The sequence below is a fragment of the Aeromonas sp. 25-AL00135 genome (assembly GCF_054052385.1).
Window position 1 is genome coordinate 100,794 of sequence record NZ_JBSTYQ010000011.1, and the last position, 13,501, is coordinate 114,294.

7 protein-coding genes are annotated in these 13,501 nt (G+C 61.0%); all 7 read left to right on the forward strand.

What is annotated here, in order from left to right; all coding sequences use genetic code 11:
* Positions 1-225 precede the first annotated feature (225 nt).
* The 7 genes from ygfK to ACW5XC_RS12180 all read left to right on the forward strand — a co-directional run bounded on the left by ygfK (position 226) and on the right by ACW5XC_RS12180 (position 13,133).
* Entirely contained in the window at positions 226-3,336 is a 3,111-nt protein-coding gene (gene ygfK / locus ACW5XC_RS12150) for a putative selenate reductase subunit YgfK (protein WP_042055975.1), read from the forward strand.
* A 30-nt stretch (positions 3,337-3,366) separates the two neighbouring features.
* Positions 3,367-4,695 carry a putative aminohydrolase SsnA gene (gene ssnA, locus ACW5XC_RS12155; RefSeq protein ID WP_042055977.1) on the forward strand — a complete coding sequence of 443 codons (1,329 nt, stop codon included), beginning with the start codon at positions 3,367-3,369 and terminating at the stop codon, positions 4,693-4,695.
* A gap of 80 nt (positions 4,696-4,775) precedes the next feature.
* Complete coding sequence (gene ygfM, locus ACW5XC_RS12160) at positions 4,776-5,552, forward strand: molybdopterin-dependent oxidoreductase FAD-binding subunit (RefSeq protein WP_042055979.1); 777 nt, start codon at positions 4,776-4,778, stop codon at positions 5,550-5,552.
* Complete coding sequence (locus tag ACW5XC_RS12165; RefSeq protein WP_202904103.1) at positions 5,549-8,446, forward strand: molybdopterin-dependent oxidoreductase Mo/Fe-S-binding subunit; 2,898 nt, start codon at positions 5,549-5,551, stop codon at positions 8,444-8,446. The genes ygfM and ACW5XC_RS12165 overlap by 4 nt, the downstream gene beginning before the upstream one ends.
* Positions 8,447-8,541: 95 nt before the next feature.
* On the forward strand, positions 8,542-10,065 hold the full coding sequence (locus ACW5XC_RS12170; RefSeq protein WP_042055981.1) for a nucleobase:cation symporter-2 family protein: 1,524 nt from the start codon (positions 8,542-8,544) through the stop codon (positions 10,063-10,065).
* 52 nt (positions 10,066-10,117) lie between these two features.
* Positions 10,118-11,434 (forward strand): guanine deaminase, encoded by a 1,317-nt coding sequence (gene guaD, locus ACW5XC_RS12175; protein ID WP_042055984.1) that lies wholly within the window; start codon positions 10,118-10,120, stop codon positions 11,432-11,434.
* Between the two features lie 397 nt (positions 11,435-11,831).
* Positions 11,832-13,133 (forward strand): NCS2 family permease, encoded by a 1,302-nt coding sequence (locus ACW5XC_RS12180; RefSeq protein WP_236727596.1) that lies wholly within the window; start codon positions 11,832-11,834, stop codon positions 13,131-13,133.
* Positions 13,134-13,501 lie beyond the last annotated feature (368 nt).

The following is a 13,501-nucleotide window of genomic DNA, read 5'->3' on the forward strand; positions in this document are numbered from 1 at the left end:
TTAAGTAAATTCCAGAGTGATTGATAACTACTCGCAATACCCATAATGGTGGCATCGTAAATTCTCTCCATTAATTGGAGCTGTCTCACGCTTTTACCGTAAAAAATAGTTTTGTAACTGTAGTGGCCTGATTGTTGCTCTTCTCCTTGCCAAGGGGAAACACCCGTGCGGGATACCCCATTTATTCATGCTGCCAATGGGCAGAACAGCTGCAAGGAGATAGCCATGGGCGATATTATGCGACCCGTTCCCTTCAAGAACCTGCTGACCCGTATTTTTGCGGAATATAAAGAGAGTCAGAGCATTTTCGGTATTCCCGCCGCGCAATTCTATCGCAAGCAGGACGAGCGCAAGATCAAGGTGTTCGGTGAAACCTGCGAGACCCCCATCGGCCCGGCAGCCGGCCCCCATACCCAGTTGGCCCAGAACATCGTCACCTCCTGGCTGACTGGCGGGCGCTTTATCGAGCTCAAGACAGTGCAGATCCTGGACCGTCTCGAACTGGAAAAGCCCTGCATCGACGCCGAAGACGAGTGCTTCAACACCGAGTGGTCTACCGAGTTCACCCTGCCCAAGGCGTTTGACGAGTATCTGAAGGCCTGGTTTGCCCTCTACCTGCTGGAGGAGGTGTTCGACCCCCGTCTCGACGGAGAGGCCAAGTCCTTCATCTTCAACATGAGCGTGGGTTACAACCTCGATGGCATCAAACAGCCACCGATGCAGCAGTTCATCCACAGCCTGATGGATGCCAGCAGCACTCCGAAATTTGTCGAGTACCAGCAGGTGCTGCGCGAGCTGGTGGCCGACGAGCAGTTTATCGCCGAGCTGGGACTGGGGGCGCGGCGCGATCGCCTGCAACAGCTGGTGGAGCGCATCCCGGCCAATCTTGTGCACGGCGTTACCCTCTCTACCATGCACGGCTGCCCGCCCAACGAGATCGAGGCCATCTGCCGCTACATGCTGGAAGAGAAGGGGCTTAACACCTTCGTCAAACTGAACCCGACCCTACTGGGTTACCCGCGGGTGCGCGAGATCCTCGATACCTGCGGCTTTGATTACATTGGTCTGAGCGAAGAGTCGTTCGATCACGACCTCAAGCTGGATCAGGCCAAGGCGATGCTGACCCGTCTGATGGCGCTGGGGGCCGAGAAGGGGCTCACCTTCGGGGTCAAGCTGACCAACACCCTCGGCACCATCAACCGCAAGGGGGCACTGCCCGGCGATGAGATGTACATGTCCGGCCGAGCGCTGTTCCCGCTATCCATCAACGTGGCTGCCGTGCTGTCTCGCGCCTTCGATGGCAAGCTGCCCATCTCCTACTCCGGTGGTGCCAGCAAGTTCAACATCGCCGAAATATTTGAGACCGGCATTCGTCCCATCACCATGGCCACCGACCTGCTCAAACCGGGTGGCTACCTGCGCCAGATTGAGTGTCTCAAAGAGATCGACGCCTCTGACAGCTGGGGCATGAGTCAGGTGGATGTGGCCAAGCTGGAAGCGCTTGCCGCCAAGGCGCTCACCATGGATTACACCCAGAAGGAGTGGAAGTCCGACGATCGTATCGAAGTGGGCGGTGGCCTGCCGCTGACCGACTGCTACGTAGCGCCCTGCGTCACCGCCTGCGCCGTGCATCAGGATATCCCCGAGTACATTCGTCTGATGGGCGAGGGAGAGTATGTGGCAGCCCTTGAGCTGATTTATCAGCGCAACGCCTTGCCTGCCATCACCAGCCATATCTGCGATCACCAGTGCCAGTACAACTGCACCCGTCTCGACTACGACAGCGCGCTCAATATCCGCGAACTGAAAAAAGTGGCGCTGGAGCGCGGCTGGGAAGGGTACAAGGCGCGCTGGCACAAACCGGCCGGCAGTGGTGACAAGCATCCGGTGGCGGTCATTGGCGCCGGTCCGGCCGGTCTCTCCGCCGGTTACTTCCTGGCCCGTGCCGGTCACCCGGTCACCGTGTTCGAGCGCGAAGCGGATGCCGGTGGCGTGGTCAAGCACATCATCCCCGAGTTCCGCATTCCGGCCGAGCTTATCCAGCATGACATCGACTTTGTCGCCGCCCACGGGGTCAAGTTCGAGTTTGGTTGCGATCCGGCGCTCACCGTCGACAAGCTGCACGCCCAGGGCTTTAGCTATGTTTTCGTCGGCATCGGCGCCGACAAGAATGGCGGTATGCGCCTCGAGGGGGGTCACGAGCGGATTTACAAATCCTTCCACTTCCTGCGCAGCTTCAATCAGGGCAAGCCGCTGCTGCTAGGCCGCCATGTGGCGGTGATCGGTGCCGGCAACACCGCCATGGACTGTGCCCGCGCTGCCCTCAAGGTGCCCGGTGTCAGCGATGTGACCGTTATCTACCGCCGCAGCGAAAAAGAGATGCCCGCCTATCGCGAGGAGGTTCTGGAAGCGGTGGAGGATGGGGTGCGTTTCTGCTTCCTCACCAATCCGGAGCGCTTTGAGAAAGATGGCAAGCTTGTCGTGCGGATGATGGCGCTGGGGGATCCTGACGAGCAGGGCCGCCGCCGTCCGGTGCCTACCGAGCAGACCGAAGTGATGCAGATGGATGCCCTGATCACCGCCATCGGCGAGCAGCCTGACTGCGAGGTGCTCAAAGCGATGGGGATTCCTCTTGGCAACGATGGCTGGCCCGAGGTGGATGGCCAGACCGGCGAAACCAGCCGTCGCAACGTCTTCCTCATCGGTGACGTGCAGAGCGGCCCATCCTCGATCGTCGGTGCCATCGGTGGTGCCCGCCGCGCCGCGGATCTGGTGCTCTCTCGTGAGCATATCGCCAGCCAGCAGAGTGAAGTGACCATCCAGCCGTCGGGCAAGGATGAGATCTACCGCCGCAAGGGGAGCATCGCCGTCACCATGGTTGACAAGAGCGAACGCGATGCCTTCGTGGCGCAAGAGGCGCACCGTTGCCTCGAGTGCAACTACCTCTGCAGCAAGTGCGTGGATGTCTGCCCCAACCGGGCCAACGTCGCCATCGCGGTGCCGGGCTTCAAAGACCAGTTCCAGACCCTGCACCTGGATGCCTACTGTAACGAATGTGGCAACTGCGCCCAGTTCTGCCCGTGGCAGGGCAAGCCCTATCAGGACAAGGTCACCATCTTCAGCCTGCCCGAGGACTTCGACAACAGCCGCAACCCCGGTTTCTATCTGGCTGACGGTGGCGAACTGCGGGTGCGTCAGGATGGCGAGACCTATCGCCTGACCATAGATGCCCAGAGCCGGATCAAGGATGCGCCAGCGGCCCTTGGCGACATGTGCCGCATCATCAGCCATGTCCATGCTCATCACCACTACCTGCTGGGGGCCGTCGAGGCCTGAGCGAACCACGAATAAGCGAAGGAGCAAACCATGTTTATTCTGAAGAACGTCACCGCTGTCCAGCTGGAGCCGACCCGGGTGCTGGAAGGGGTGGATATCGCCATCGAAGGAGCGCTTATCAAAGCGGTGGGGCCCAATCTGCTGGCCCTCTACCCGGAGGCTAACTATCGGGAGATGGGGGGCAAGCTGGTGATGCCTGGCATCGTCTGTGCCCACAACCACTTCTACTCCGGCCTGTCGCGGGGGATCATGGCCAATATCGCCCCCTGCCCGGATTTTATCTCCACCCTGAAAAACCTCTGGTGGCGGCTCGATCGGGCGCTCGATGAAGAGTCCCTCTACTACAGCGGCCTCATCTGCTCGCTGGAAGCGATCAAGAGCGGCTGCAGTGCGGTGATCGACCACCACGCGTCGCCCAACTTCATCAAGGGCTCCCTGAATGTGCTGCGCAAAGGGTTTATGGATGCGGGCCTGCGCGGCATGACCTGCTTCGAGACCACGGATCGCAACGGCGGCCTCGCCGAGCTGCAGGCCGGGGTGGAGGAGAACATCCTGTTCGCCCAACAGATCGATGCGGCCAAAGCCAAGGGGAGCGAACCCTATCTGGTGGAGGCCCATATTGGCGCCCACGCCCCCTTCACCGTACCCGACGAGGGGCTGGCCATGCTGCGCGAAGCGGTGCAGGTCACCGGTCGTGGTCTGCATATCCATGTGGCGGAAGACCGTTACGACATGGCCCACGGCCACCACCACTATGGCAAGGAGCCCATCGCCCGGCTGGACGAGTTTGGCCTTATCGACAGCAAGACTCTGATCGCCCACGGCATCTACCTGAGCCCGGCTGACATCGAGCTGATCAACAGCCGCGATGCCTTCCTGGTGCACAACGCCCGCTCCAACATGAACAACCATGTGGGCTACAACATGCACCTGCCGGAGTATCGCAATCTGGCGCTTGGCACCGATGGTATCGGCTCCGACATGCTCGAAGAGCTCAAGTTCGCCTACTTCAAGCACAAGGATGCTGGTGGTGCCCTGTGGCCCGACAGCTTTGCCCGCTTCCTCTGGAACGGCAACACCTTGCTGGAGCGCAACTTCGGCGCCAAATTTGGCCGCCTGGAGCCGGGATACAAGGCCGACCTCACCATTTGCGACTACGACGCACCGACCCCGCTGGCGCCGCGCAACCTCGGTGGCCATCTCGCCTTCGGCATGGGATCGAACAGCGTCAACAGCGTGATGGTGGAGGGGCGCATGGTCTATCAGGACCGCGAGTTCCCGTTCGATGTCGCGCCCATTTATGAGCAGGCCAGCAAGGTGGCGAGCCGCCTGTGGCAACGGATGGATCAGCTGGCCTAAGGCCACCTTCCACAGTTTTGGACCGGATTGCCCGCCCTGAGGATCTCTCCGGCGGCGGGCAGCAAGAGTAAGGACGACACATGATTGAGCAATTCTTCCGACCCGAGCAACTGGGTCAGGCTTTGGAACTCAAGGCCCGTTTCGGCAACGACGCCGTCTATATGGGGGGCGGCAGCAAGCTTAACGCCGCCCCGACCCGCACCGACAAGAAGGTCGCTATCTCACTGGACAAGCTGGGACTGAACCAGATTGAGCAGCAGCACGGCCAGCTCCATATCGGCGCCACCGTCACCCTGCAAGCCCTCAAAGACGACCCCCGTACCCCGGCCGCCCTGTGCGAGGCGCTGGGGTTTGTCTACTCCCGCCATCTGCGCAATCAGGCCACCATTGGCGGCGAACTTGCCTGCCAGCAGCAGGACTCTCCGCTGTTGCCGGTACTGCTGGTGCTCGAAGCCGTGGTGGTGCTGGAGAACAACCTGCTGCAACCCATCGACGCCTATCTGGCTGGTCAGCGCAATGCCCTGGTGCTGGGGATTGTGCTGCCGGAGCCTGAACTGCGCTGCGCCACTCGCCGCATCAGCCGCAACGCCGATGGCTTGGCGGTGATGACCGCCGCGGTAGCCCTCGACAGCATTGGCGAGATGCGGGTGGCCGTCGCTGGCGTCACCCCGCAGCCGATGCGCCTGCGGGATCTGGAGCGCCGTGAACTGCACGATGCCGCGCTGGAGGCCGCCGTGAGCGAGCTGATTGCGCCCCGTGAGGATCTGGCGGGCAGCATAAGTTACAAGCGTTATATCACCGGTGTAGTGGTGGCGGATCTGCTGGTGGATTGCCAGCAGCAGGAGGTGCAAGCATGATGGAACTCAACTTTACCCTGAACGGTGCCCTGCGCACCGTCATCTGCAAGGCCGGTGACAATGCCCAGCGGGTGCTGTTCAATCAGTGCCGGATGCACTCGGTGCGCAACAGTGACGACGGCTTCGGTTTTGCCGGCTCCGACGCCATTCTCTTCAACGGCAAGGTGATCAACGCCTCTCTGCTGATCGCCGCCCAGCTGGAGGGGGCGCAGGTGCGCACCGCCGAGTCGCTGGGCAGCTGGAACCAGCTCAGTCTGGTACAGCAGGCGATGGTGGACGTGGGGGTGGTGCAGTCCGGCTACAACGATCCGGCCGCCGCGCTCATCGTCACCGACCTGCTTGATCGCCACCCCGAGCCTACCCGTGATCAAATCGACGATGCCCTCTCGGGCCTGTTTCACCGCGATGGCGGCTACCAGCAGTTCTATCAGGCCATCGAGCTTGCCTGTTCACGGATGAAGGATCCCGATTACCTGTGCCAGATCGCCCCGGAATTTCGCGACGATCTGCGCCATATCGGCAAGAGTTGCCCGAAAGTGGACGCAGCCAAGATGGTGCAGGCCAAGCCCTGCTACGTGGAGGACAGGGTTACCGAGGATGCGCTGATCATCAAGATGCTGCGCAGTCCCCATCCTCATGCGGTGATCACCAAACTCGACGTGAGCCGCGCCGAAGCCATGCCGGGGGTAGTGCACGTCATAACCCACCTCAACTGCCCGGATGTGTTTTACACCCCGGGTGGTCAGAGTGCTCCCGAGCCGTCACCGCTGGATCGCCGCATGTTCAGCCGCAAGGTGCGCCACGTCGGTGATCGTGTTGCCGCCGTGGTGGCCGAGAGCGAAGCCATCGCATTGGCGGCCCTCAAACTCATCGAGGTCGAGTATCAGGTGCTGCCGGCGGTCATGACCATCGATGAGGCGATGGCTCCCAATGCACCGTTGGTGCACGACGAGCCCATCGTCTACATGGCTGGTGCGCCTGCGGATCTGGAGCAGCAGAACGCCTGCTCGGTGCGCCGCGGCGATGAGCACATGATCATCAACTTCCCCATCGGCTCCCGCCCCCACGAGAACCTGGCCGCCAGCGTCCATGGCCAGATCGGCGATGTGGCCAAAGGCTTTGCCGAGGCGGACGAGATTGTCGAGCGCACCTACGAATCGACCCAGGCCCAGCAGTGCCCGACCGAGCCACATATCTGCTTCACCTACATGGATGGGGATCGTCTGGTCATTCACGCATCCACCCAGGTGCCGTGGCACGTGCGCCGTCAGGTGGCGCGGATCGTCGGCCTCAAGCAACATCAGGTGCACGTGATCAAGGAGCGGGTAGGGGGCGGCTTTGGCTCCAAGCAGGATATCCTGCTGGAAGAGGTGTGCGCCTGGGCGACCAAGGTCACCGGCCGTCCCGTTACCTTCCGCTACACCCGTGAAGAGGAGTTCATCAGCAACACCTCCCGCCACGTGGCCAAGGTGAAGGTGAAAGTGGGGGCCAAAAAAGATGGCACCATCACCGCCATCGACATGGATTTTCGCGCCAACACCGGCCCTTATGGCAACCACTCATTGACGGTGCCAAGCAACGGCCCGGCGCTCTCCCTGCCGCTCTATCCGTGCGACAACGTGCGCTTTACCGTCAATACCTACTACAGCAACATCTGCCCGACCGGCGCCTATCAGGGCTACGGCGCGCCCAAGGGAAACTTCGCGCTGACCATGGCCATTGCCGAGCTGGCCGAGAAACTGGGTATCGATCAGCTCGACATGGTGGAGCACAACCGGGTGCACGAAGGGGACATCCTCAAGGTTCTGGGTGCCATCGGCGAGGGCAAGATGCCTACCTCTGTGCCCCACGCCGCCAGCTGCGCCCTCGAACCCATCCTCAAACAGGGTCGCGAACTGATTGCCTGGGATAGCCTCAAACCCGCCGACGGGGATTGGCGCATCGGTCGTGGCGTCGCCATCATCATGCAAAAATCGGGGATCCCGGATATCGATCAGGCCAACTGCATGGTCAAGCTGGAATCGGACGGTACCTTTATCGTCCACTCCGGTGGCGCCGATATCGGCACCGGCCTCGATACCGTGGTCGCCAAGCTGACCGCCGAGGTGCTCGGTTGCCCGCTCAGCGATGTGCACGTCATCTCTGGCGATACCGACCATGCGCTATTCGACAAGGGGGCTTACGCCTCGTCCGGTACCTGCTTCTCCGGCAACGCGGCCAAGATGGCGGCCGAGAACCTCAAGGCTAAGATCCTGTTCCACGGCGCCGCCATGCTGGGCGAGCCGGTCGAAGACGTAGAGCTGGTTCACCCGGGGATCGTGCGCGGCAAGCAGGGGGAGGTGAGCCTCGCCAAGCTGGCCCACAAGGCGGAGACAGGTACCGGCTTCGGCATTCTGGTGGGCACTGCCAGCTACATCACTTCGGAGCTTGCCTTCCCGTATGGGGCCAACTTCGCCGAGGTGGCGGTCAACGTCAGAACCGGCGAGATCAGGCTCGACAAGTTCTACGCCCTGCTCGACTGCGGTACCCCCATCAACCCGGAGCTGGCCCTCGGCCAGATCTACGGGGCGACTATGCGGGCTATCGGTCACTCCCTGACCGAGGAGATCTGCTATGACGGCAAGGGCATTCCGCTCACCCGGGATCTGAAGAGCTATGGCGCGCCCAAGATTGGCGATATTCCGCGCGACTTCCGGGCCTTCCTGGTACCGAGTGACGACAAGGTCGGCCCTTACGGCGCCAAGTCCATCTCGGAGATCGGGGTCAACGGCGCGGCGCCTGCCATCGCCACCGCCATCCACGACGCCTGTGGTGTCTGGTTGCGCAAGTGGCACTTCACGCCGGAACAGATCCTGCGCGAACTGGGCAAGCTGGAGCAAAAAGTGTCGGCATAACAAAAGAAAAGGTGAGGGGCGGGTGAAAGCTCGCCCCCAGCGCCTGACGGCGGAATGAGTACTCCGCCTCCATTCTGTGTGATGGGACAAACACGATGTCTAAAACAACACGCAAGCACTCTGATCTTATTTACGAGCTGGAAGACAAACCCCCGTTTTATCAAACCTTGATGGGTGCAGTGACCCATCTGCTGGCGATTTTTGTTCCCATGGTGACCCCGGCGTTGATTGTCGGCGGCGCGCTGGGCCTCTCCACCGAGACCACCGCCTATCTGGTCTCCATGGCGATGATCGCCTCCGGTATCGGCACCTGGTTGCAGGTGAACCGTTATGGCCCCATCGGTTCGGGGCTGCTCTCCATCCAGTCGGTCAACTTCTCCTTCGTCACCGTGATGATCGCGCTCGGCGGCGCCATGAAAAAAGATGGCATCCATGAGGAGCTGATCGTCTCGACCCTGCTCGGGGTCTCCTTTGTCGGTGCCTTTCTGGTGATGGGCTCCTCCTTTGTGCTGTCCTACCTCAAGCGGGTGATCACCCCGACCGTGAGCGGTGTGGTGGTGCTGATGATTGGCCTGAGCCTTATCAAGGTGGGGATCATCGACTTTGGCGGCGGCTTCTCCGCCATGAGCAGCGGCACCTTTGGCAAATATGAGAACATCGGGCTGGGGCTCTTGGTGCTCTGCGTTATCGTCGCCTTCAACTGCAGCCGAAGCCCGCTGCTGCGGATGAGCGGCATTGCCATCGGCCTGCTGGTGGGCTATGCGGTTGCCCTGATGCTTGGCATGGTGGATTTCTCCGCCCTTGAGAACCTGCCGCTTATTACGGTGCCTATCCCATTCAAGTACGGTTTCTCCTTCGATTTTCACGCCTTTATGTTGGCGGGCACCATCTATCTGTTGAGCGTGCTGGAGGCGGTGGGGGACATCACCGCTACCGCCATGGTCTCTCACCGGGATATTCAGGGCCCCGAGTTTCAAAAGCGGCTCTCCGGCGGCGTACTGGCGGACGGTCTGGTATCGGTGATCGCCTCGGCCCTCGGCTCTTTGCCACTCACCACCTTCGCCCAGAACAACGGCGTCATCCAGATGACCGGAGTGGCGTCACGCCATGTGGGCAAGTTTATTGCCGTCATTCTGGTGCTGCTGGGGCTTTTCCCGGTGGTGGGGCGCTTCTTTACCACCATACCGTCACCGGTGATGGGGGGCGCTATGGTCATCATGTTCTCCATGATCGCCATCGCCGGTGGTCGCATCATCATCAGCCACGGTTTCGATCGGCGGGAGACCCTGATTGTCGCCACTTCGCTGGGTCTTGGGCTCGGGGTTTCCTATGACCCGAACGTCTTCAAGGTGCTGCCGGCGGGTATCTACATGCTGGTGGAGAACCCCATCTGCGCCGGCGGTATCACCGCCATCATCATGAACCTGGTGCTGCCACAGAGCCGCAAACGCAAGGCGGCCATCAGGGATGCAGAGGCGGTTGAAGTGATCCAGCTGAGCGACAAGCCGGATGTGATCTTTACCGCCCGCAGTGCGGGCCAGCCATCGGCCAGCAAGGGTGAGGGGTCACCAGAGCCTGTGCCCGGGCAGGCGGTGGCGCCACAAGTGGAACGGATCTGACGGTTAAACCGGCAAAAAACGTCAACAGAACAAGAAAAACAGGGAAACGGTTATGAAAAACGACAACTCTGTCAAAGCGGTACGCGGCAGCTTCTTCGATATCACCCGGGTGGTGGAGCAGCCCGAGGAGATTGAGTCCAACGCCCGTCTTATCGAGGATGGTCTGCTGATCATTCGCAACGGTTGCATCGACTGGTTCGGTGAGTGGGAGGAGGGGAAGGATCGCATTCCGGCCGAAGTGCGGGTGCGCGATTATCGCGGCAAGATGATAGTGCCCGGCTTTGTCGATACCCACATTCACTATCCCCAGAGCGAGATGGTAGGGGCCTATGGCGAGCAGCTGCTGGAGTGGCTCAACCGCCACACCTTCCCGGCCGAGCGGCGCTACAACGATCTCGAATATGCCCGCGAGATGTCCACCTTCTTCATCAAGCAGTTGCTGCGCAACGGCACCACCACGGCGCTGGTGTTCGGCACCGTTCACCCCGAGTCGGTGGATGCCCTGTTCGAGGCGGCGAGCCGCATCAATATGCGGATGATCGCCGGCAAGGTGATGATGGATCGCAATGCGCCCGATTATCTGCTCGATACCGCCGAGAGCAGTTATGTGCAGAGCAAGCAGCTTATCGAGCGCTGGCACGGCAATGGTCGACTGCTCTATGCCATCACACCACGATTTGCACCCACCTCGACACCCGAGCAGCTGGCGATGGCGCGGCGACTGCGCGAAGAGTTTCCCACCACCTATCTGCACACCCATCTGTGCGAGAACAAGGACGAGATCGCCTGGGTCAAATCCCTCTTCCCGGCGCACAAGGGTTATCTCGATGTCTATCACCAGCACGGCCTCACCGGCCACAACTGCGTGTTTGCCCACTGCGTCCATCTGGAAGAGCAGGAGTGGGATTGCCTGAAGGAGACTGGCTCCACCATCGCGTTTTGTCCCACCTCGAATCTTTATCTCGGCAGCGGTCTGTTCAAGCTGCACAAGGCGTGGCTCAAGCAGGTGAAAGTGGGGATGGGCACCGACATCGGCGCCGGCACTACCTTCAACATGCTGCAGACCCTCAACGAGGCTTACAAGGTGATGCAACTGCAGGGTGAGCGGCTCTCGGCCTATCAGGCATTCTATCTGGCGACCCTGGGCGGCGCCCATTCGCTGGGGCTTGACGAGAAGATCGGCAGCTTTGCGGTGGGCAAGGAGGCGGATTTTGTGGTGCTCGACCCGGTCGCCACCCCGCTGCAGCAGCTGCGTTATGACAATTCCACCACCCTGCGGGACAAGCTCTTTGTGCTGTTGACCCTGGGGGATGACAGATCCATCTACCGCACCTATGTGGATGGCCAGCTGGTGCATGAACGGGGGTAGGGGCTGGAGTGGGCTGCCGCGGCGCAGCCCCAACGAATACGGCGGCTGGCGTGCCCCACAGGGGCGCCAGTCTTGCCGCACCACAGGGGATCTCCCCGCATAGAACGTGAAATGGCCCGGTTTTTTTGACCAGCAAGGCAAACGTTTGAGTCAAGGCTACCTGCCCTGGTCTGTCTGTCGCATCCTCTGCCACCATCGCCTGTTTCTAATCAGACTGGCGCGAGGCAGACCCGCAGATCCTGTCGCCATTTCGTCATGGAACATTCAGGCGCGTGTGAAGGAGTTGGGTATGACCCAAGCAAACAGCAGGACAAACAGCGTGGAACAGCTGGCCAATGATGACGCCAGCCAGAGCGCAGCAAAGCAACAGCCGCTAACGGCTCTTGATCGCTACTTTATGATCAGCGAGCGGGGCAGCAACGTCAGACAGGAGGTGCTGGCGGGCCTCACCACATTCCTTGCCATGGTCTACTCGGTGATCGTGGTGCCGAGCATGCTCGGCAAGGCGGGCTTTCCCCCCGGCGCCGTGTTTGTCGCCACCTGTCTGGTGGCCGGTTTTGGTTCGCTCTTGATGGGGCTCTGGGCCAAGCTGCCGATGGCCATCGGCTGCGCCATTTCCCTCACGGCGTTTACTGCATTCAGTCTGGTGCTGGGGCAGCAGATCCCCATTCCGGTGGCGCTGGGGGCCGTCTGCCTGATGGGGGTACTCTTTACCGCTATCTCGGTGACCGGGGTGCGTAGCTGGATCCTTGACAACCTGCCGATGGGAATTGCCCACGGTACCGGCATCGGGATTGGTCTCTTCCTGCTGCTTATCGCCGCCAACGGGGTGGGGCTGGTGATCAAGAACCCGCTCGAGGGGCTGCCGGTGGCGCTGGGGGCCTTCACCTCGATGCCGGTCATCATGTCCCTGATCGGCCTTGCGGTGATTTTCGGGCTGGAGAAGCTGAGAGTACCGGGGGGGATCCTGCTGGTGATCATCGCCATCTCCATCTTCGGCCTGATTTTCGATCCGGCGGTGAAGTATCAGGGGCTGTTCGCCCTGCCGAGCCTCTCGGACGATCAGGGCAAGTCCCTCATCTTCAGCCTGGATATCATGGGGGCCCTCTCGCCGCTGGTGCTGCCCAGCGTGCTGGCGCTGGTGATGACAGCGGTATTCGATGCCACCGGCACCATCCGCGCCGTGGCGGGGCAGGCCAACCTGCTCGATAAGGATGGTCACATCATCAACAGCGGCAAGGCGCTCAGTGCCGACTCGGTCAGCAGCATCTTCTCCAGTCTGGTGGGGGCGGCCCCGGCTGCCGTCTATATCGAATCGGCCGCGGGCACGGCGGCGGGGGGCAAAACCGGCCTCACCGCGACTGTGGTGGGCGGCCTGTTCCTGCTGATGCTGTTCCTCTCGCCGCTCTCCTATCTGGTGCCGGCCTATGCCACGGCGCCGGCCCTGATGTATGTGGGGCTCTTGATGCTGAGCAACGTCACCAAGCTCGATTTCGATGACTTTGTCGGGGCCATGTCCGGGCTGGTGTGCGCCGTCTTTATCGTGCTCACCTGCAACATCGTGACCGGCATCATGCTTGGCTTCAGCTCGCTGGTGATCGGCCGCATCTGCTCGAAGGAGTGGCACAAGCTCAACGTCGGCACCGTGGTCATCGCCCTGGCGCTGGTGCTTTTTTATGCTGGGGGGTGGGCTATTTAGGGATAACCCGCCCGTTTGGGGTCGCTCTGGCGGCCCCATTTTTATGCCTGTTATTTTTAGCCCGCCCACGCAGGCATCACGCCTCGGCCGTCTCCGCAGTTGGGGGGCCATCTCGATACCATTTTGATAAATCCCCCTACCAGATTGATAGGCTCCCACCCTTGCTCTCCTCGCTCTGCCGCTTTTTTCACCGCTGATGTGCCCCGTTTGTTCAGGGGCCACGCTTGGCTCGCTGCTACAGGCCAACAAAAGCGGGCTAGATGGGATCCCCTTCACACTTCTCCCCATTGTCCTGACGATGGCGGGAAACAGGCGCATATCTTGCTGTTTTTTATGCCGGTTCCAGATTTTTCCATTCGAAAAAGGAC